General features: G+C 72.2%; 1 pseudogene. It reads left to right on the forward strand.

The features are described from left to right. The first annotated feature begins 10 nt into the window (after positions 1–10). Positions 11–23512 (forward strand): annotated as a pseudogene (locus tag RPX00_RS31975) (non-ribosomal peptide synthase/polyketide synthase). Positions 23513–24183: the final 671 nt, after the last annotated feature.

The raw sequence follows: 24183 nt of genomic DNA on the forward strand, positions 1-24183 counted from the left end.
CGAGCACACGATCGCCGGGATCTGGGCCGACGTCCTCGGCGTCGCCCGGGTCGGCGCGACCGACGACTTCTTCGAGCTGGGCGGCGACTCGATCCTCAGCATGCAGGTGGTTTCGCGCGCCCGCCGGGCCGGGCTGGACCTGCAGCCCGGCGACCTGTTCGCGCACCGGACCCCGGCCGCGCTCGCGACGGCGGCCCGCACCGCGACGGAGGCGGTCGAACGCGGCCCGGTCCACGGCCCGGTGCCGCTCACCCCGATCCAGCACTGGTTCTTCGCGACGCAGACCGCCGAACCGGACCACTTCCACCAGTTCGTCCGCCTGGGCACCGTCGACCCGGTGGCAGCGCAGGCGGCCGTCGAGGCGCTGCTCACGCACCACGACGCACTCCGGATGCGCTTTGCTCGCGGAGAAACCCACTGGCTGCAGGAGAACGGCCCGGTCGGCGCCGAGACCCCGCTGGTCCGGTTCGACGGAGACCGGCTCGCCATCCACCACCTCGTGGTCGACGGCGTGTCGTGGCGCGTCCTCGTCGAGGACTTTGAACGCGCCTACAACCAGGTCTTGCAAGGCAAACCGATCGATCTCGGCCCCCGCACGACGTCCTTCCGCGACTGGGCGATCCGGCTCGCCGAGCACGCCGCCGACGGCGGGTTCGACGACGAACTCGACTACTGGCGCGGCGTGTCCGGCCGGACCGTGCTGCCGGTCGACGGCTCAGGGGAGAGGACGGTCGCCTCGATGCGCTCGGTGACCGCGCGCCTGTCCGCGGCGGAGACCGGGGCGCTGCTGCGCGACGTCCCGAAGGTCTATCGCACACAGGTCAACGACGTGCTGCTGACCGCACTCGGCCGGGTTCTGCGGGACTGGACCGGCGGCACGCCCGTGGTCGATCTGGAAGGCCACGGCCGCGAGGAGCTGTTCGACGACGTCGACCTGTCCCGGACGGTCGGCTGGTTCACCACGGTCTTCCCGGTGGCGCTGGACGTCCCGGACGACTGGGGTGCTGCGCTCAAGTCCGTGAAGGAGCAGCTTCGCGCGGTGCCCCGGCGCGGCATCGGTTACGGCGCGCTGCGGTACTTGACCGGCACCGCGCCGGAGATCGACCCGCAGGTGAGCTTCAACTATCTCGGCCAGTTCGGCTCCGGCCGCATCGAGTCCGACGAAAGCCCGCGCTCGGCTCGCGCGCATCTGCTCGACGTCGTCGGCCGCGTCGAAACCGGCGAGCTGGAATTGACCTGGTACTACGCCGAAGGCGTCCACAGCCGGTCCACTATGGACACCCTGGCCGCCGCGATGACCACCGCGCTGCGCGAGATCATCCGGCACTGCGCCGGCCCCGAGGCGGGCGGCCGTACGCCGTCGGACTTCCCGCTGGCCGCCCTTGGTCAAGCAGAAGTGGACGAACTGGTCGGCACCGGCTCGGCGGTCGAGGACGTCTACCCGCTGACGCCGATGCAGTCCGGGATGGTGTTCCACGCGCTGTCCCAGCCCGGGGAGCGGGTCTACTTCCAGCAGGTCGGGTTCGTGCTCGACGGTGTCAAAGACTTGGCTGCTCTGGAAAAGGCGTGGCAGCGGGTGGTCGACCGGACGCCGGTGCTGCGGACGCGGATCGCCTGGGAGGGCGTGCCGGAGCCGGTCCAGGTCGTTCAGCGGCAGGTGCCGGTCCCGATCACCCGGCACGACTGGCGGGATCTCGCTGCGGACGAACGCGACCAGGCGTGGCGGGACCTGCTCGCCGCCGACCGGGCCCAGGGGCTCGATCTCACCGAAATGCCGTTGCTGCGCCTGGCTTTCGCACGGCTGTCCGACACCGAAGTCCGGGTGCTGTGGACGTTCCATCACGTCCTGCTCGACGGCTGGAGCGTCTTCGGCGTGCTGTCGGACGTCTTCGCCGCGTACTCCGGCGCCGAGCTTCCCGAACGCCCGCCCTTCCGGGACTATGTCGCCTGGCTGGACCGGCAGGACGACGCGGCGGCCGAGGCGCATTGGCGGCGCGAACTCGGTAGTCTCGCCGCGCCCGCCCGGCTGCCGTACGACCGTGCGCCCGCGCAGGCGCACACCACCCGGTCGTCTCAATGGCTGCGTGTGCCGGTGGAGAACTCCAAGCGGCTGCGCGACTTCGCGCGGGGAGCTGGGCTCACGCTGAACACTGTTCTGCAGGGCGCGTGGGCGCTGGTGCTGGCCCGGCTCAGCGGCGAACGCGACGTCTGCTTCGGTACGACCGTGTCCGGCCGTCCGGTCGATCTGCCCGGTGCGGACGACATCACCGGCATCTTCATCAACACCCTGCCGGTGCGGGTCACAGTCTCCGGGGCCTCGGTGACGGAGTGGCTCGCCGAACTGCAGGCCGCGCAGGTCGAGTCTCGCCGGTACGGTCACCTCCCGCTGACGAAGCTGCAAGCCTGGAGCGGTTGCGGCGGAAGCCTTTTCGACAGCATCGTGGTGTTCGAGAACTACCCGATCGACAAGGCGTCGACGCGCGGATTGCGGTTGCGTGATGTCGACGCGGCCGAGACGACGAACTACCCGATCAGCGTCGTCGCGTCGCCGGGGGAGCAATTGACCCTCGACGTCGGCTACGACCCCGACCTGTTCGACGCCGAGACCGCCGAGCGGATCACCCGGCAGCTCACGGCCGTCCTCGAGGCCTTCGGCACGCACCAGTCGCTGGAGGACATCGACCTGCTCACCGAGGACGAACGGCGGCGGGTGCTGGTCGACTGGAACGACACCGCCCAGCCGCTCCCGCGAGAAGACCTGACCGAACTGTTCGCCGCGCAGGTCCGCCGCGCGCCGGACGCGATCGCGGTGGCCGGGGACGGGATCAGCCTGACCTACGCGGAGCTGGACCAGCGTTCCGACCGGCTCGCCCGGTACCTGGTCTCCCTCGGGGCCAGGCCGGAAACGCTCGTCGGCGTGCTGATGGACCGCTCGCCCGGGCTGATCATCGCCGAACTCGCGATCGTCAAGGCCGGTGCGGCCTACCTGCCGCTGGACACCCGTGCGCCCGCGCCCCGGCTCAAGACCCTGCTGTCTGGGGTGCCGATCCTGGTCACCGACGACGTGTGGCGCGACACCGCCGAGGGCGTCCACAGTGGACCCATCGTGATCCCCGGCGACCACACCGCGGACGTCCAGCTCCCGAAGGCGGATCCGGGCAACCTCGCGTACGTCATGTACACCTCGGGCTCGACCGGCAAGCCGAAGGGCGTGGCCCCGACCCGCCGAGACATCGTGGCTCTCGCGGCCGACCGGCGTTTCGCCCAGCACCACCGGGTGCTGCTGCACGCGTCGCAAGCCTTCGACGCCTCGACCTACGAGCTGTGGGTGCCGCTGCTCAACGGCGGCACGGTCGTCGTCGCCCCGCCCGGTGACCTCGATCTGGACACCATGGGCCGCCTCCTCGCCGAGTACCGCGTCGGCTGCGCGTTCCTCACCACGGGCCTGTTCCGGCTCGCCGCGCGGGAAGCGCCGGAGATCTTCCGCGGCCTGCGCGAGGTCTGGACGGGCGGTGACGCGGTCCCGTCGGCGGCGGTGCGGCGGGTGCGGGAAGCCTGCCCGGACACGACCGTCGTGGACGTCTACGGCCCGACCGAGACCACGACGTTCGCGCTCGCGCATCCGGTGCTCGGCCCGGTGCCGGACGTCGTGCCGATCGGGAAACCGCTGGCCAACACCCGGGCGTACGTCCTCGGCCCGGATCTGCGGCCGGTGCCGCCGGGCGCGCTGGGCGAACTGCACCTCGCCGGGGCGGGCCTGGCGCGCGGCTACCACGGCGCGCCCGGGCTGACCGCCGAACGGTTCCTGCCCGATCCGTTCGGGCCGCCGGGGGAGCGGATGTACCGCACCGGCGACCTGGTCCGCTGGACCGCGAACGGCGAGCTGGACTTCGCCGGCCGGGTGGACGAGCAGGTCAAGATCCGCGGGTTCCGGATCGAACCCGGCGAGGTCGAGGCCGCGCTGGCCGCGCACCCCGGGATCGCCCAGGCCGCCGTGCTGGCGCGCGAGGACCACGGCGTCAAACGGCTCGTCGCCTACTACACCGGCGACGCGGACGAGCTGCCCGCGTTCCTCGGCCGGACCCTGCCGGACTACATGGTCCCGGCCGCGTTCGTCCGGCTGGACCGATTGCCGTTGAACGTCAACGGAAAACTCGACCGCACCGCGCTGCCCGCCCCCGATTTCGGCTCGGCAGGCACCCGCACGGCCCCGGCGACGGAGGCCGAACGGGTCCTGGCCGGGATCTGGTCCGAGGTGCTCGGCGTCGAGGACGTCGGCGCCGAGGCGAACTTCTTCGAACTCGGCGGGGACTCGATCCTCAGCATCCAGGTCGTGTCCCGCGCCCGCCGCGCCGGGCTGATTCTCTTGCCGCACGAAGTGTTCCGGCATCCGACGCTGGCCGCGCTGGCCGCGCACGCCGGCGGCGGCCACGGGCCGAGCGCCGAACAGGGCCCGGTCGTCGGCGACGCGCCGCTCACGCCGATCCAGCGCTGGTACTTCGAGACCCAGCCCGAACGCTTCGACCAGCGGGTGGTGCTGGAGTTCGCCGAGGACATCGACGAGGCAGCCCTGCGGCGCGCGCTCGCCGCGGTCTGGGCGCACCACGACGCCCTGCGCCTGCGGTTCGACGGGACGCAGCACGGCGAACCGGTCGGCGAGGCGGAGCTGCTCGTCGCCGAGCCCGCCTTCGACGTCAAACGCGGCCCGCTGCTGAACGCGGTCCTCGACGGACGACGGCTGCTGCTGGCCGCGCACCACCTGGTCGTCGACGGCGTCTCGTGGCGGATCCTCCTGGAGGACCTGGAAACCGCCTACCGCGGCGAAGACCTCGAACCGAAGACGACCTCGTTCCTCGCCTGGTCCCGGCGGCTCGCCGAACACGCCGACTCCGGCGGTTTCGACGACGAACTCGCGCACTGGCAATCCCTCCCGCCGGTGCCCCCGCGCGACCCGGGCGTCATCGCCGACACCCGCGAGGTCACCGTCCGGCTCACCGCCGAGGAAACCCGCGCGCTGCTGCAGGACGTCCCCGAGGTGTATCGCACGCAGGTCAACGACGTGCTGCTGACCGCGCTGGGCCGCGTTCTCCGGGACTGGACCGGCGAAACGCCGGTGATCGACCTCGAAGGCCACGGCCGCGAGGAGCTGTTCGACGGCGTCGACCTGTCGCGGACGGTCGGCTGGTTCACCACCATGTTCCCGGTCGCGCTGGACGTTCCGGACGACTGGGGCGCTGCGCTGAAGTCGGTCAAGGAACAGCTGCGCGCGATCCCGCGGCGAGGCATCGGTTACGGCGCACTGTGCTACCTGACCGGCACCGCGCCGGTGATCGAGCCGCAGGTGAGCTTCAACTACCTCGGCCAGTTCAGCGAGTCGGAAGGCGGACTGTTCCGCGTCGGCAGCCTGGACGCCGACGTCGACCCGGACGCGCCCCGGACCCACGTGCTGGACGTCGTCGGCCGGGTCGAAGGCGGCGTGCTGGAGCTGACCTGGTCGCACGCCACCACCGGGGTCGAAGCCCTGGCTGAGCAAATGCTGGCCGCACTAAGGGAAATCATCGCGCACTGCGCCGAGCCGGGCGCGGGCGGACGCACCCCGTCCGACTTCCCGCTGGCCGCGCTCGACCAGTCCACTGTAGACAGCCTGGTGGCGGGGCGGGCCGTCGAGGACATCTACCCGCTGACCCCGATGCAGGGCGGGATGGTCTTCCACGGGCTCTCCCAGACCGCCCAGGGCATGTACTTCGAACAGGCCACCTTCGTGCTCGAAGGAGTCACTGATCTGCAGCGGCTCGGCCAGGCGTGGCAGCAGGTCGTCGACCGCACCCCGGTGCTGCGCACGTCGTTCGTGTGGACCGGCGTGGCCGAGCCGGTCCAGGTCGTGCACCGCGCGGCCGAACTGCCGGTCCGGCACCTCGACTGGACCACTGTGGACGATCGCGAAGCGGAGCTGGCGCGGCTGCTGGCCGAAGACCGGGCACAGGGGCTGGACCTCGCCGTCGCGCCGCTGGCCCGCGTCGCGGTCGCCCGGCTGTCGGCGACCGAAGTCCAGGTGCTCTGGACGTTCCACCACGTCCTGCTCGACGGCTGGAGCGTGTTCCAGGTGCTCTCGGACGTCTGCACCGCCTACGCCGGGCAGCCGCTGCCGTCGCGGCCGCCGTTCCGCGACTACCTCGCCTGGCTCGGCCAGCACGACCAGGCCGCCGCCGAACAGTTCTGGCGCACGGCGCTCGCCGGGATCGAGGGCCCGACGCAGCTGCCGGGCGACCGGACCCCGCCGTCCGGCCACGCCCCGTGCTCGGCCGAATGGCTGCCCGTCCGGCTGGACCGGTCCGCCACCGCGCGGCTCGACGCGTTCGTCAAACGCCACGGCCTCACCCACAACGTCGTGCTGCAGGGAGCCTGGGCGCTGCTGTTGTCGGTCTACAGTGGACAGAACGACGTCGTGTTCGGCGCGACCGCGTCCGGCCGCCCGGCCGAGGTGCCCGGCGTGGACGACATTCCCGGCATCTTCATCAACACCCTGCCGGTGCGGGTCGCGGTGGACCGGGGCGCTCCGGTCGCGGACTGGCTCGGCGCGGTGCAGGCGGCGCAGGCCGAAGCGCGCGGACACGGGCACGTCCCGCTCGCGCGGGTGCAGGGCTGGGCGGGACTGCCGGGCGGGGTGAACCTGTGCGACAGCCTGGTGGTCTTCGAGAACTACCCGATCACCGGCGCGTCCGCCGGGCACGGCCTGACCGTGCGCGACCTGTCCGCCAGGGAGACGACGAACTTCCCGGTCACCGTCGTGGCCTCGCCCGGCCCGGAGCTGACGGTGGACGTCGGCTACGACCCGGCGCTCTTCGACCCCGCGACGGTGACCGGCCTGACCGCCCGGCTGCTGGAAATCCTCCGCGGCCTGACCGAGGACGGCGCCCGCGCGCTCGGCGCGGTCCCGGTCCTCACCCCGGCCGAAACCCAGCTCCTCGCCGAACGGGCCGAGACCGGCGGCGAACCGGAGCCGCGGTCGCTGCCCGAGGTGTTCGGCGACCAGGTGCGCCGCCGGCCGAACGCGCTGGCGGCGGTCCTCGGCGGCGCGCCGGTGACCTACGCCGAGCTGAACCGGCGGGCCAACCGGCTCGCGAACCGGCTGGCCGGGCTCGGGCTGCGGCCGGAGGAACCGGTCGGGCTCGCGGTGGACCACGCGGACGCGGTGGTCGCCGAACTGGCCGTGGCCAAGGCGGGCGGCGCGTATCTGCCGCTCGACCCGCGCGCCCCGCTGGAACGGCAGCGGATCCTGCTCGACGGCGTCCGGTTCGTCGTCTCGCGGGAAGAGCACCCGCTCGGCCAGACCGTGCTGCTGTCCTCTGTGGACGATGAGCCGGACACCGATCCGGAGATCGCGGTCGACCCGGATCAGGCGGCCTGCGTGATGTACACGTCCGGCTCGGCCGGAATCCCGAAGGGCGTGGTGGTGCGCCACCGCGACATCACGGCGCTGGCCGGCGACCACCGGTTCCGCGGCGGGGCCCACGAACGGATCCTGCTGCACTCGCCGCTGGCGTTCGACGCCTCGACCTACGAGCTGTGGGTGCCGCTGCTCACCGGCGGCTGGGTCGTCACCGGCCCGGAGACCGGCCTCGACGCGCCGCTGCTGCGCGGCCTCGTCCGCGAGCACGGCCTGACCGCCGTGTGGGTCACCGCCGGGCTGTTCCGAGTACTGGCCCAGGAAACGCCGGAGTGCTTCACCGGCCTGCGCGAGGTCTGGACCGGCGGCGACGTCGTCCCGGCCGAGGCGGTGCGGCGGGTGCTGGCGGCGTGCCCGGGCCTGCGGATCGTCGACGGCTACGGCCCGACCGAGACGACCGTGTTCGCCACCGCGCATCCGATGGACGACACGGTTCCGGACCGGATCCCGATCGGCCGCCCGCTGGACGGCACGCGCGTCCGGGTGCTCGGCGCGGACCTGCGCCCGGTGCCGCCCGGCGTGCCCGGCGAGCTGTGCCTGGCCGGCGCGGGCCTCGCCCGGGGCTACCGGGACCGGCCCGGGCTGACCGCGGACCGGTTCGTCGCCGACCCGGACGGCCCGCCGGGGGCGCGGATGTACCGCACCGGCGACCTGGTCCGCTGGCGGCCCGACGGCACGCTGGAGTTCCTCGGCCGCCGGGACGACCAGGTCAAACTGCGCGGGTTCCGGGTCGAGCCGGGCGAGGTCGAGGCCGTGCTGGCGAAGCATCCGGACGTCGCGCAGGCCGCGGTCGTGGTCCGCGAGGACCAGCCGGGGACCAAGCAGCTGGTCGCCTACGTCGTTGCGGCCGTGCAAGAAAACCAGCTCAGGGAGTTCCTGGCCCGGTCCCTGCCGGACTACCTGATGCCGTCGGTGTTCGTCGCGCTCGACCGGTTTCCGGTCAGCGCCAACGGAAAACTCGACCGGCACGCGCTGCCCGCGCCGCGGGCGGCGGAGACCCGGCACGTCGAGCCGGAGACGGAGACCGAGCGCGCGCTCGCCGCGATCTGGGCCGAGGTCCTCGGCGCGGACCGGGTGGGCACGCAGGACAGTTTCTTCGCCCTCGGCGGCGATTCGCTGCGCAGCCTGCACATTTCCGCCAAAGCCAGCGCACTGTTCGACGTCCGGCTCACCCCGGCCGACGTGCTGACCGCGCGCACTGTCGCGGCGCTGGCCCACACCGTCGAAGACCTCGTTCTCAGCGAGCTGGAAAGGCTTGCCGCGGAACTGGAATCGTGAGGACTCCCCATGACGTCGTCCCGTGAGGACCGCATCGCGGCGCTGCCCGCTCACCTGCAGGAAGCGCTGCGCCGCCGGATGGCCGGAGCGGCCGGCCGCGCGCCGGAGATCCCGGCCGCCGCCGACCGCTCCGGCCCCGTGCCGCTGTCGTCCGCGCAGCGCAGGCTGTGGTTTTTCAGCAGGCTCCGCCCGGACGATCCCGAATACAACAGCGCGTTCGCCCTGCGCCTGACCGGCGAACTGGACGTGGTGGCGCTGGCGGCCGCGCTGCGGCTGCTCGTGGCCCGGCACGAACCGCTGCGCACGACCTTCGAGGAGGTCGACGGCGAACCGGTGCAGATCGTCCGGCCGCCCGGCGCGGTTGCGCTCCCGACGGTGGATGCCGCGCCGGAGGACCTCGACGCCGTCCTGCGGGCCGAGTACTCGCGGCCGTTCGACCTCGCGCACGGGCCGCTGCTGCGTGCGGTGCTCGTGCGGCTCGGCCGGACCGAGCACGTGCTGCTGGTGTGCGTGCACCACATCGCCACCGACGGCGCGTCGATGGGCGTGCTGACCGAAGAACTCGGCCTCTTCTACCGCGACGGCGAGCGCGCGGGCCTGCCGCCGCAGCCGTTGCAGTACGCGGATTTCTCGGTGTGGCAACGGAATCGCCCGACCCGCGCGGCCGGGCTGGAGCACTGGACCCGGCAGCTGACCGGCGTGACTCCGCTCGACCTGCCGACCGACCGCCCGCGCCCGGCCGCCCGCAGCACCGCCGGGGCGGTGCGCGAGTTCGCTGTCCCCGCTGACGTGGCTCGCCGGCTCGCCGAACTGGCCCGCACGTCGGAAACCACGCTGTTCACCGTGCTGCTCGCGGCGTGCCAGGCGTTGTTCGCGCGCTATACCGGGCAGGACGACATCGCGCTCGGCACCGTCGTGTCCGGCCGGGACCGGCCCGAGCTGGAACGGGTGGTCGGGTTCTTCGTCAACACCGTCGTCCTGCGCTCGGCGGTGGACCTGTCGGCCTCGTTCGCCGACCACCTGGCCACCGCGCGGCAGACCGTCCTGGACGCCTTCGCGCACGACGACGTGCCGTTCGAGGAAGTGGTCGACGCCGTGCGCGCGGGCCGGGACCCCGGCCGCAACCCGCTGTTCGACGTCATGGTGCTCCTCCACCGCAATACGGGAACCGTCGTCCCGGGCCTGGCCGCCGAACCGGTCGGCGTGGGGCGGGATTCCTCGAACTTCGACCTCACTGTCGAGTTCGAGGAATCCGCCGGACGGCTGGCCGGTCTCGTGGAGTACAGCACCGAACTGTTCGACGTCGGGACGATCGACCGGCTCATCGCGCACCTGCTGCGCCTGCTGGCCGGGATCGCCGCCGACCCGGGCCGCCGGATCGCCGACCTGCCGCTGATCACCGAGACCGAGGAAGCCCAGCTGCTCGGCTGGAGCGGCCCGGCGGCCGACGTCCCGCCGGGCACGATCGTGGACCTCCTCGACCGCCAGGCCCGAACCCAGCCGAATGCGACCGCGCTGGTCTGCGGAAAGGTCCGGCTGAGCTTCGCCGAACTCGCCGCCCGCACCGACGCGCTCGCCGCGGACCTCGTCGCCCGGGGCGCGGGACCGGACCGGGTGGTGGCCGTGCTGCTCCCGCGCTCGGCCGAGGCGATCATCGCGCTGTTCGCGGTGCTCAAGGCCGGTGCGGTGCACCAGTCGATCGATCCCGGCCTGCCCGCGGAGCGGATCGAGCTGCTGCTGGCCGACACCCGGCCCGTTGTGGTGCTGGACAGCCTCGGCACGCCCGCCAGCGGCCCACGCCCGGCCGGGCCAAAGCCGCCGGACGCCGCTTACGTCATCCACACCTCGGGTTCGACCGGCACGCCCAAGGGGGTCGTGGTCGAGCACGCGGCGTTGGCCAATCTCCTGGCCAACCACCGCGCGGTCTTCGGCCAAGAACGATTGCGCGTGGCGCTGACCGCGTCGCTGTCGTTCGACACGTCGTGGGAAGGGCCGCTGCTGCTCGCGGACGGCCACGAACTGCACCTGATCAGCGACGAAACCCGGCTGGACCCGGCCGCGCTGATCCGCTACGTCCGCGACGAGCGCATCGGCTTCCTCGACGTGACCCCGTCCTACCTGCGGCAGCTGCTGCCCGCCGGACTGCTCGCGGGCGCCCAGCGTCCGGAGTTCCTGATGGTCGGCGGCGAGGCCATCGGCGAGAGCCTGTGGCGCGAACTGGCCGGATCCGGGGTCGCCGCCGGGAACTACTACGGCCCGACCGAGTCCACTGTGGACGCCACATGGGCTCTGGTGACCGGGGACCGGCCGTCGATCGGCCGTCCGCTGGGCAACGTCGGCGCGTACGTCCTCGACGAAGACCTTCGGCTCGTCCCTGCTGGGGTGCCCGGGGAACTCTGCCTCGCCGGAGCCCAGCTCGCGCGCGGCTACCTCGGCCGCCCGGGCCTGACCGCCGACCGGTTCGTGGCCAACCCGTTCGACGCGCCCGGCACCCGGCTGTACCGCACCGGCGACCGCGCCCGCTGGACCGCGGACGGACGGCTGGAACACCTCGGCCGCATCGACGACCAGGTCAAGGTCCGCGGCTTCCGGATCGAGCCCGGCGAGGTCGAGGCCGCACTGCGTGCCCAGCCGGGCGTGGTCGACGCCGCGGTCGCCGCCCGCGACGGAAGACTCGTCGCCTACGTCGTCGGCGAGACCGCGGACCTGCGGAGCGGGCTGGCCGAGACACTGCCGGCGCACCTGATCCCGTCGGCGTTCGTCCGCCTCGACCAGCTTCCGCTGACCCGGCACGGCAAACTGGACCGCCGTGCGCTGCCGGAGCCGGAGATCGCCGCGTCCGCGCAGTACACCGCTCCGCGAGACGAGCGCGAGCAGCTGGTCACTGACGTCTGGGCCGAGGTGCTTGGCCTGGAGCGCGTCGGCGTCGACGACGATTTCTTCGCCCTCGGCGGCGATTCGCTGCTCGGCATCCGGGTGGTCGCGCGGCTGCGCGCCGAACTGGGCGCCGACGTCCCCGCCCGGCTGGTCTTCACCGCGCCGACCCCGGCGCTGCTGGCCGCGCAGCTGCCCGCCGCGTCCGCGCCGCAGGAGGCGATCCCGCTGCTGCCGCGCGGCGACGGACCGTTCGAAGCTCCGCTTTCCTTTGCCCAGCAACGACTCTGGTTCCTCGACGAGTTCGACCCCGGCAGCACCGAGTACGTCTCGCCGACCGCGCTGCGGCTGCGCGGCGAACTGGACGTCCGCGCGCTGAACCAGGCACTCACCGCGCTCGTGGCCCGGCACGAATCGCTGCGCACGACCTTCGCGACGGTCGACGGCCGCGGCGTGCAGATCGTCCACCCGCCGCACGCCGTCGATCTCCGCGCGGTCGACGGCAGCCTGGACAGCGCGCTCGCCGCCGCGACCGAACCGGTCGACCTGCACACCGGCCCGCTGCTGCGCGCCGCGCTCACCCGGCTCGGCCCCGGCGACCACGTGCTCACCCTCGTGCTGCACCACATCGTCACCGACGGCTGGTCCTCGGGCGTGCTCCTGAACGAACTCGCCGCCTGCTACGCCGCGTTCACCCGCGGCGCGGTGCCGGACCTGCCGCCGCTGCCCCTGCAGTACGCCGATTACGCGGTCTGGCAACGAAACCGCGCCGCTTTCGACGGTCAGCTCAGCTACTGGCGGCACCGGCTCGCCGGTCTGGAACCGCTGGAACTGCCCACTGACCGCCCGCGCCCGGCCGTCCGCACGAAAAACGGCGCGCTGCACGAGTTCAGCGTCCCGGCCGGTACCACCGCGCGGCTCACGGAGCTGTCCCGGCAGCAGGGCAGCACCCTCTTCATGACCCTGCTTGCCGCTTGCCAGCTGGTGTTCGCCCGCTGGTCCGGACAAGACGATGTCGCGGTCGGCACCGTTGTGTCCGGCCGCGAACGCACCGAACTGGAAGGCCTGATCGGTTTCTTCGCCAACACCCTCGTCCTGCGGTCCACAGTGGACTTGACCCGCGGCTTCGATGCCTTCCTCGGCGAAGTCCGCGAGACCGTCCTGGACGCGTTCGCGCACCAGGACGTCCCGTTCGACCGTGTCGTGGACGACGTCCAGCCCGAACGCGACCCGAGCCGCACCCCGTTGTGCCAGGTCATGGTGGTGCTGCACAACACCCCGGACGCCCGGCCCGCCCTGCCCGGCCTCTCCGCCGAGGAGGTCGCCCCGCCGATCGTGACCGCCGGATTCGACCTGGCCCTGCACTTCCAGCAGACCGCCGGCCGCCTCGACGCGGTGGTCAACTACAACACCGACCTGTTCGACCCGGCCACCATCGAACGGCTGGCCGGCTGGGTGCGGACCCTCCTGGCCGGGATCGCAGTGGCCCCGGAGCAGCCGCTCTGCCGGCTGCCGTGGATCACCGCCGCCGAACGCGACCGCGTGCTGCGGGAGTGGAACCCCGTCGCGGTCGCGAGCCCGGAGCCGACGCTGCACCGGCTGTTCGCCGCGCAAGCGGCCCGCACCCCGCGTGCCGTCGCGGTGACCTGCGAAGGCACCGAGCTGACCTACCGCGAGCTGGACCGGCGGGCGAACCGCCTGGCCCACCGGCTGATCGCCGAGGGGGCCGGGCCGGAACGGCTGGTGGCGCTGCGGCTGCCGCGCTCGGCGGACCTGGTCGTCGCGATCCTCGCCGTGCTGAAGTCCGGCGCGGGATACCTGCCGATCGACCCGGACTACCCGCCCGCGCGGATCGAGGCGATGCTGGCCGACGCGCGACCGGTGTGCGTGGTCGACTCGATCGCGGCGGACGGCTACCCGGAGACTGATCCCGGTGTGCGGGTCCGCCCGGAGAACACCGCGTACGTCATCTACACCTCCGGCTCCACCGGCGTGCCCAAGGGCGTGCTCGTCCCGCACGCGAACGTGACCAGGCTGTTCTCCTCGACTGAGCACTGGTTCGGCTTCGGCGACCAGGACGTCTGGACGCTCTTCCACTCCTACGCGTTCGACTTCTCGGTGTGGGAGCTGTGGGGCGCGCTGCTGCACGGCGGCCGCCTGGTCGTGGTTCCGTCGGACACGGTCCGCTCGCCGGAGGAGTTCCTGGCCCTGCTGGCCGAACAGAGCGTGACCGTGCTGAACCAGACGCCGTCGGCCTTCTACCGGCTCGGCTCGCTGCCGTCGCCGCCGCTGAGCCTGCGGTACGTGATCTTCGGCGGCGAGGCGCTGGACCCGGTGCGCCTGGAGGAATGGCGACGGCGGCATCCGGACGGACCGCGGCTGATCAACATGTACGGCATCACCGAGACGACCGTGCACGTGACGTACCGAGTGCTCGATGACCGCGCGACGGTGGGCGTGCCGATCCCGGACCTGCGCGCCTATGTCCTCGACGACTGCCTAGAACCGGTGCCGCCCGGCGTCACCGGAGAGCTGTACGTGGCGGGCGCGGGCCTGGCTCGCGGCTATCTGAACCGGCCCGGCCTGACCTCCTCGCGGTTCGTGGCGGACCCGTTCGGCGCGCCGGGGACGCGGATGTACCGCACCGGAGACCTGTTGTGCTGGACCGCGGACGGCGAACTCGCCTACCGGGGCCGGGCCGACCACCAGGTCAAGATCCGCGGGTTCCGGATCGAGCTGGGCGAGGTCGAAGCGGCGTTGTCCGCGCATCCGGACGTGACGGGCGCGGTGGTCGTCACGCACGGCGCCGGCGACGCCCGCCGGCTGGTCGCCTACCTGACCGGGACAGTGCCCGGAACGACCGTGCTGCGCGAATTCCTCGCCCGCTCGCTGCCCGCGCACATGATCCCGGCGGTGTTCGTCGCGCTGGACGAGCTGCCGCTCAACGCCAACGGGAAGCTCGACCACCGCGCCTTGCCCGCGCCCGGCGCTAGCGTCGAAAACCGTTATGTGGCACCGCGGACCGAGATCGAGACCACGCTCGCCGAGGTGTGGTCGGCGGTGCTCGGCGTCGACCAAGTGGGCGTCGAGGACAACTTCTTCGGCCTCGGCGGCGACTCGATCCTCAGCATCCAGGTCGTCTCCCGGGCCCGCCAGGCCGGGCTGACGCTGTCGTCCAAGGATCTCTTCCAGCACCAGACCATCGCGGAACTGGCCCGGGTGGTCACCACCGACGGACCAGCCGTTTCAACGCCGGAACAGCACGGACCCGCGCCGCTCGGCCCGATCCAGTCGTGGCTGTTCGAGCATCTGGAACGGCCGTGGCGGCTCGCCATGTCCGTCCATCTTGTACTGTCCGCAGTGGACGTTCCGCGGCTGACCGACGCGCTCATGCAGGTGGCCGATCGTCATGCCGCCCTGCGGATGCGGTTCTCCCAAGTGGACGGAACCTGGCAGCAGGAACCGGCCGCTGCCGAAACGGCGGACATTCTCCGGCACGCCGATCTGTCCGAAGTAGACGACGTGCTGGCCGCCATGCACGACGAGGCCGTGCGGGCGCAGACCTCTTTGGACATCATCGACGGCCCGGTGTGGCGCGCGGTCCTGTTCACCTTCCGGGACCGTTCGCCGCAGCTGTTCCTGACCGCGCACCACCTCGTGCTGGACGGCGTGTCCTGGCGCGTCCTGCTGGACGACCTCGACCACGCCTACCGGGGCGAGCACCTGGAACCGGCGGGCAGTTCGTTCACCCATTGGGCCCGGACGCTCGCCGAGCACGTCCGCTCCGGCGGGCTGGACGGCGAGGCGGAGTACTGGGGGAGTGTCCTGCGCGACGCGGAGACCGAACTCCCGGTCGACCGCTCCGGGCGCAACACCGCGTCCTCGGCGCGGTCGGTGTCGGTTTCCCTTGGCCGGGCCGAGACTTCCGCGCTCCTGCAGGAGGTTCCCGGCGCGTACCGGACCGAGGTCAACGACGTCCTGCTGAGCGCGCTCGCCCGGGTGCTGGCGCGCTGGACCGGCCGGTCCCGGGTCGTGCTCGAGATGGAAGGCCACGGCCGCGAGGACATCGCCGCGCCGCTCGACCTGTCCCGCACGATCGGCTGGTTCACCGCGCAGTACCCGGTCGCGCTGACCGTGCCCGGCGACGGCTGGGACGCGATTCTGAAGTCGGTCAAGGAACAACTGCGGGCCATCCCGAACAAGGGCGTCGGCTACGAAGCCCTGCGCTACCTGAGCGAGTCACCGCTCAAGGACGACCCGACCCCGCAGATCTCATTCAACTACCACGGCCGCTGGGACGTCGGGACCGCCGAGGACGGGCTCTACCGGGGCCGAGCGGAAGGCCTCGGCCACGATTCCGCGCCGGACAGCCTCCGCCCGTATCTGCTGGACGTCGTCGGCGTGGTCGAATCCGGCGAACTGCACCTGACCTGGGAGTACTCCAGCGAAGTGCACGAGGAAGCGACTGTCCGCGACCTAGCCGAGGCGACCGTCGAGGCGCTGCGGGAGATCATCGCGCACTGCGCCACCGCCAGTGGCCGCACGCCTTCGGACTTCCCGCTCGCCGCGCTGGACCAGGCCACTGTGGACCGACTGGTGGACGGGCAGGACGTCGAGGACATCTACCCGCTGACGTCGCTGCAGGCGGGCATGGTGTTCCACAGTCTGGTCGACAGCGGGTCGAGCGCGTACTTCGACCAGTTCCGCCTGCGGCTGGCCGGAGTCCGCGACCCGGGAGCGCTGGCCGAGGCCTGGCAGCGTGTGGTGGACCGGACGCCGATCCTGCGCAGCAGCACGGTGTGGGACGGCGTCGACGAGCCGGTGCAGCGCGTCCATCGCGGGGTCCTGGTGCCGGTCGGGCAGCACGACTGGCGCGGCCTCGCTCCGGAGCGGCAGCGGGCCGAGCTGGCGAAGCTGATCGAAGCCGACCAGGCGGCGGGCATGGATCTGACGACGCCGCCGTTGATGCGTCTGGAGATCGCCCGGCTCACCGACGACGAGGTGCAACTGCTCTGGACCTCGCACCACGTCCTGCTCGACGGCTGGAGCACCGCCCAGGTCTTCGGCGAGGTGTGCGAGCAATACACGGCGATTGTCGAAGGCACGCCAGCGAAACTGACGCCTCGGCGGCCGTTCCGCGACTACCTCTCCTGGCTGGCCGGGCAGGATCGGGCCGCGGCGGAGGAGCACTGGCGCGAAGCGCTCGACGGCTTCGCCGCGCCGACCCCGCTGCCGTACGACCGCCGCCCCCGCGAAGCGCACCAGGCGGAATCCGGAGCGACCGTGCTGGTCGAGATGTCCACAGAGGAATCGGCGGCGCTACGCGAGATGGCGAAAACCGCCGCGCTGACGGTCAATTCGGTGGTGCAGGGAGCGTGGGCGCTGCTGCTCGCGCGCTACAGCGGCGAGCCGGACGTCTTGTTCGGCACCACGGTTTCCGGCCGTCCCGCCGAACTGCCCGGCGTGGAAGCGATGATCGGGATGTTCATCAACACCGTGCCGACGCGGGTCGAAGTCCGGAATGGACAGTCTACTTCGGAATGGCTGCGCGGGATCCAGGCCGAGCAGGCCGAGGCGCGCCGGTACGACTTCCTGGCGCTCTCGCAACTGCAGACCTTCACCGGGGTGCCGGCGGGCGCGTCGTTGTTCGACAGCGTGGTGGTCTTCGAGAACTACCCGATCGAAGACAGCGGGCAGGACGGCGTCCGGGTGCTGGACGTGGAATCGCTGGACACCACGAGCTATCCGCTGAACCTCACCGCCTATCTGCACGACCGCCTCGGGCTCGAACTCTCGTACGACCCGAAGCTCTTCGACGAAACGACCGCCCAGCGGCTGGCCGGGCACCTCGCCCAGCTGGTGCGGGCGATCGCCGCCGACCCGGACCGGCGCGTCGGCTCGCTCTCGCCGCTCACCGACGAGGAGCGAAGCCGCGTACTGGCCCTCGGCCACGGCGATTCGGCTGACCTCCCGGCGGAGACGGTCTTGGACGTGTTCGAGGCGACCGTCGCCCGGATCCCGCACGAAACCGCGCTGATCTGGCACGACACCGTCCTGGACTACGCGGAGGTCGACGCCCGTGCCACCCGGCTGGCGGAGGAACTGGTCCAGCGCGGCGCCGGGCCGGAACGAGTGGTGGCCGTGCTGCTGCCGCGCTCGGCCGAGGCGGTCATCGCGGTCCTGGCGATTTTCAAAGCCGGCGCGGTGTATCTGCCGATCGATCCGGAGCTGCCGGACGAACGCGTCCGCTTCCTGCTGAACGACGCGCGCCCGGTCGTCGTGCTGGGCAGGCCGGACGAGAGCTACGGGCCGCCAGCTCTGCTCTCGAAGCGGCCGGACGCGGACACCGCCGCGTACGTCATCTACACCTCCGGCTCGACCGGCACGCCGAAAGGCGTCGTCGTGGAGCACCGCGCGCTGGTGAACCTGCTGGTCGCGCACCGCGCGATCTTCCTCGACCGCGGCCGGGAACGGGCGGCGCTCACCGCGTCGCTGGCCTTCGACGCGTCCTGGGAACCGCTGCTGGCCATGATCGACGGCCACGAGCTGCACGTGCTGGACGACGACACCCGGCTCGACCCGCGTGCCCTGGTCCGCGCCGTCCGCGCGCACGGGCTCAACCTGCTCGACCTCACCCCGGCCTACCTCCAGCAGCTGCTGGACGCCGGGCTGGCGACCGGCGAAGTCCGGCCGCGCACGGTGATCACCGGCGGCGAGGCGGCCACTGAAACGCTGTGGCGGCAGCTGGCCGCCGCGGACGTCACCGGCCACAACTACTACGGCCCGACGGAAGCGACCGTCGACGCGATCCACGCACCGGTGACCGGGGACCAGCCGCTGATCGGCCGTCCGCTGACCAACTTCCGCGCGTACGTCCTCGGCGACACCGGCGAACCCGTGCCGCCCGGCCTGCCCGGCGAGCTGTTCCTCGCCGGGCCGCAGCTCGCGCGCGGCTACCTCGGCCGGCCGGGACTGACCGCGGACCGGTTCGTCGCCGACCCCTTCGGCCCGCCGGGATCGCGGATGTACCGCACCGGAGACCAGGTCCGCTGGACCGCGGAGGGCTCGCTCGACTACCTCGGCCGCGTCGACGACCAGGTCAAGATCCGCGGGTTCCGGGTCGAGCCGGGGGAGATCGAGACGGTCCTGCGGCGGCATCCGGCGGTTGCCGACGTCACCGTGGTCGCCCGCGAAGGACGGCTCGTCGCTTACGTCGTCGGCGAAGCGCGCGGTCTGCGGGAGTGGGTGCGCGACCGGCTGCCGGAGCACCTGGTCCCGTCGGCGTTCGTGTCGCTGGACGCGTTGCCGCTCAACCGGAACGGCAAACTCGACCGCCGTGAGCTGCCCGCCCCCGGCCGTGCCGGAACCGCCGAGTACGTCGCGCCGCGGACGGCCGCCGAACAGCGGCTCGCCGCGATCTGGGCCGACGTGCTCGGAATCGACCGCGTGGGCGCCGACGACAGCTTCTTCGAACTCGGCGGCGATTCGATCCTCAGCATGCGGATCACGTCGCGGGTGCGCGCGGAATTCGGCGTGGAGGTGTCGCCGCGGATGCTGTTCTCCGCGCCGACGCTCAGCCAGTTCGCCGCCGAACTGCCCGTCGAACCGGCTGGCGCGCAACCGATCCCGGTCGTCGCGCGGGACGGTGCGCTGCCGCTGTCGTTCGCGCAGCAACGCTTGTGGTTCCTGGACGAGTTCGAGCCCGGCGGCCGCGAGTACCTGTCGCCGACGGCCTTGCGCTTGCGCGGTGACCTCGACATCGACGCCTTGCGGCGCGCGCTGGACACCGTCGTCGCCCGGCACGAATCGCTCCGCACCACCTTCGACGCGATCGAGGGCCGGGCCGTGCAGATCATCCACGAACCCCGGCCAGTCGAGCTTCCGGTCGAGGAGTTCGACGAGGCGACATTGGTCCGCGAGGCGCTCCGGCCGTTCGACCTGCGCACCGGGCCGCTCCTGCGCGCGCGGTTGTTCCGGGAGAAGTCCGGCGACCACGTCCTGCTGCTGGCCCTGCACCACATCGTCACCGACGGCTGGTCGGCCGGAGTGCTGGCCGCCGAACTGGACGCCTGCTACTCGGCCTACGTCCGCGGCGAAGAGCCGCGACTGCCCGCGTTGCCGGTGCAGTACGCGGATTTCGCTGCCTGGCAACGGGATTTCCTCGACAGCCCGAGCTTCGCCGAGCAGCTCGACCACTGGCAGGACTGCCTCGCCGGCCTCGCGCCGCTCGAACTGCCGACCGACCGGCCGCGGCCCGCCGTGCGCACGAGCGAGGGGGACTGGCTCGGTTTCGAGATCCCCGCCGAGGTCGCCGCGCGCCTCCGCGACCTCGCGGGCGCGCAGCACGGCACCCTGTTCATGACGCTGGTGGCCGCTTGCCAGGTGGTGCTCGCGCGGTGGTGCGGACAGGAGGACGTGTCGGTCGGCACGGTGGCCGCCGGACGCGAGCGGGCCGAGCTGGAACGGCTGATCGGCTTCTTCGTCAACACCCTCGTCCTGCGGTCCACAGTGGACTCGCGCGGGACGTTCCGGGAGTTCCTCGCCCAGGTGCGCGACACGGTGCTCGACGCGTTCGCCCACCAGGACGTGCCCTTCGACCGCGTCGTGGACGCCGCCCAGCCGGTCCGCGACCCGAGCCGGACGCCGCTGTTCCAGGCGATGGTGGTGCTGCAGAACACCGGCGACCGCCCGGGCGGCGGCGCGCTGGTCGCCGAGGAGGTCGCCCTGCCCGCGACGACCGCGACTTTCGACCTGCTCATGCAGTTCGAGGAGGACGGCGGCGCGCTGCACGGCGCGATCAACTACTCCACCGGCCTGTTCGACGTCTCGACCATCCAGCGCCTCGCCGAACGGCTGGTCACGGCGCTGACCGTGCTCGCTGCCCAGCCGGACCAGCCGATGTCGTCGTTGCCGCTGCTGCCTCCGGCGGAACTGGACCAGCTGCGGGCCTGGAACGACACCGCCGCCCCGGTCCAGCCGGCGTCCCTGGCGCAGCTGATCGAAGCACAGGCGGCGCGGACGCCGGACGCTCCCGCGCTGGTGTCGGACACCGGGGAAATCACCTTCGCCGAGCTGAACGCGCGGGCGAACCGGCTGGCCCGGCTGCTCGTCGAGCGGGGTGCTACCAGGGAACGGATCGTCGCCGTCCGGCTGCCGCGCTCGACCGCGCTCGTCGTCACGGAGCTGGCGATCGCGAAGACCGGCGCCGCGTTCCTCCCCGTCGACCCGGGCTATCCCGCCGAGCGCATCGAGTTCATGCTGCGCGACGCCGACCCGGTCTTCGTGGTGGACGGGGAACTCGACGCGGCGGAGTACACGGACACGAACCTCGGCGTCCCGGTCGACCCGGACCAACCGGCGTACGTGATCTACACGTCCGGTTCGACCGGGCGGCCCAAGGGCGTCGTGGTGCCGAACGCCGGGCTGGCCTCCTTCTCCGCGGCCATGATCCGCGACTTCCAGGTCCGCCCCGGCGACCGGACGCTGGCGTTCAGCTCGCCCAGCTTCGACGCCTCGGTCATGGAACTCTGCCTGACGCTGCCCGCCGGAGCCGCACTCGTGGTCCCGCTGGAAGGACCGTTGCTGGGCGCGCAGCTGGCCGAAGCGCTGACTCGGATCACCCACGTGCTGCTCCCGCCGGTCGCGCTGGCAACCGTGCCCGACGTGCCGCTCCCGTCGCTGCGCACGATCGTCGTCGGCGGCGACGTGTGCCCGGCGGAGCTGGTCGCCCGGTGGGCACCGGGGCGGCGGATGATCAACGCGTACGGGCCCACCGAGTGCACTGTCGCGACCTCGTGGAGCGAACCGCTGTCGCCGGGCGGCCCGCCGCCGATCGGCAGGCCGATCCAGAACACCGAAACGTACGTGCTGGACGCCGGGCTGCGTCAGGTCCCGATCGGGTCGACCGGCGAACTGTGCGTCCGCGGCGCGGGCCTGGCGCGCGGCTACCTGTCCCGGCCCGGCCTGACCGCCGACCGGTTCGTCGCGAACCCCTACGGCCCGCCCGGGTCCCGGATGTACCGCACCGGCGACGTGGTCCGGCAGACCGCGTCGGGCGAGCTGGAGTTCGCCGGACGCGCGGACGACCAGGTCAAGATCCGCGGGTTCCGCGTCGAACTGGGCGAGATCGAGGCGGCGCTGCGGCGGCATCCGGCGGTGCGCGAGGCCGTGGTGGTGGCCCGGGAAGCCAACGGGCACAAGCGCTTGGTCGCCTACGTCGTCGGCGAAACGGCGGAGCTGCGTTCGTTCCTCGGCGAAACGCTCCCGGACTACCTCGTCCCGTCGGTGTTCGTGCCGCTCGACGAGATTCCGGTGAGCCGCAACGGAAAAATCGACCGCTCCGCTCTGCCGACCCCGGATCTCTCGACGCTGCAGACCGCCGAATACGTCGCCCCCAGTACAGAACTGGAGGAACTGCTGGCGAGCGTGTGGGCCGAGGTGCTCGGGATCCCGCGCGTCGGCACGGGCGACAACTTCTTCGAACTCGGCGGCGATTCGCTGCTCAGCATCCAGGTCGTGCATCGCGCGCGGCAGGCCGGGCTGGCGATGCGCTCGAAGGACCTGTTCACCCACCAGACGGTCGCGGAACTGGCCAGCGTGGTCCAGCCCGCCGACGCGGCGGCGGACGACCGCGAAGCCGTGGTCGGACCCGCTCCGCTGACCCCGATCCAGCGCTGGTTCCTGGACTCCGAGCCGGTGAACCCCGCGCACTTCAACCAGTCCGTGCTGATCGAACTGAACGGCCCGGTGGACGAAGAGGTCCTGCGGCAAGCGATCGACGCCCTGGTCGCCCAGCACGACGCCCTGCGCCTGCGCTTCGAACACACTGCGGACGGATGGACCCAGCACAACGACCCCGTAGAGTCGGGTTCCCTGCTGCGCACCGTGTCCACTGTGGACTTGGAACGGTCTGCCGACGACGCACAAGCCAGCTTCGACCTGGCCCGGCCGCCGCACCTGCGTGCCCTCCTGGAGGACTCCGCGGAGAACCCGCGCCTCTTCCTGGTCGCGCACCATCTGGTCGTAGACGCGGTTTCCTGGGGCATTCTGCTGGAAGACCTGGAACGGGCCTACCGGCAGATCGAAGCCGGGGAAAAGCCCGACCTGGGCCCGAAGACGACGTCGTTCCGCGACTGGGCGCGCCGCCTGCGCGAGTTCGCCGAATCCGGCGCACTGGACGGCGAACGCGCGCATTGGGCCCGCGCCCTGCCCGGCTGCGAGATCCCCGTGGACCGGTCGGACGCCGCTGCAGAACCACAGGAACTGGTGACGATCCGCGCCGGAGAACGAGACACCGACGCGCTGCTGCACCTCGCCCCCGGCGCCTACCGCACGCGGATCAACGACGTCCTGCTGACCGCACTGGCCTGGACCCTGACCCGCTGGACCGGCGAGCCGTCGGTAGCGATCGACCTGGAAGGCCACGGCCGCGAGGAAATCCTGGACGACGTCGACCTGACCCGCACCGTCGGCTGGTTCACGACGCTCTTCCCGGTCGCCTTGGAAATCGATCCGGCGACGAGCTGGCGTGCGTTGGTCAAATCGGTCCGCAAACAGCTGCGAGCGGTGCCGGGCAACGGTTTCGGCCACGGAGCGCTGCGGTGCTACCGCTTCCCAGACCTGGGCGGGGACACCCCGCGGGTCGCATTCAACTACCTGGGCCAAGGCGAACACACCGCCGCCGGGGACGGCTTGTTCCTGCGCTCCCTCCCGCCGCTGGGCCGCGACCAGGACCCGGCGAACCGCTCGCCACACGCACTCGAGGTGGTCGGCGGGGTGCGGGAGGGGCAGCTGGAGTTCTCCTGGTACTACCTGCCGGACCTGCACCGGAGAACAACGGTGACCGGGGTCGCGGCGGGGTTCGCGGACGCGCTGCGAGCGATCGCGGCGGATTGCCGGGGGGACGAGTCATGAGCGGGGGTGCCGGGTGTCGTAGCTGTCGGCCGCGGATGTGCCGTGGCGCGCCGGAGGCTGGCCGTGGCTTGCGGACCGCCGTCGATTGCCCGGGGCGGAGCGCGAGCGGGGCTGCCGGTAACTGCCGGTGTTGGCCGCTGGTCGGCCAGGAGAGTGCCGGGTGCGCCTGGTTTCGCCGGGGGATCGCGGAGGCTGGTTGCGGATTCGTGGCGGCGCTCCAGGGTCTGGCGGCGATTGTCCGGGGCAGGTGCGGCGTGGACGGGGCGGCTGATGCTCGCGGCACCTTGGGAGCTGGTGGCGGGTTGCGTGTTGCTGCTGATGGCCCGGGGTCGCGGCGCGTGAGCGGGGCGGTCAGTGGTCGCGACGCTCGATGGCGGAGCGGCGAGTTGCGAGCCGCCGCCCCTCGCTCGGGCAGGCGCGGGATTGCGGCGAGTTCTGGCGGCACCCCGGCTCGTGGATGTCTTGCGGCCCGTCGGCTGGCGGCGGGGCTCGGTGTGGCTGACCACCGCGGTTCTCGGCCGGGTTCCGGCAGCATCCCGTTCCGCGGATGCCTCATGGCCCGTCGGCTGGCGGCGGGGCCTGGCGTGGCCGACGACCGCGGTTCTGGGCTGGGTTTCGGTGGCATCCCGCCTCGCGGATGCCTCGCGGCCCGTCCGCAAACGGCGAGGCCC

This window comes from Amycolatopsis sp. WGS_07, from assembly GCF_045278895.1.
In the GTDB taxonomy this organism is placed as follows: domain Bacteria; phylum Actinomycetota; class Actinomycetes; order Mycobacteriales; family Pseudonocardiaceae; genus Amycolatopsis.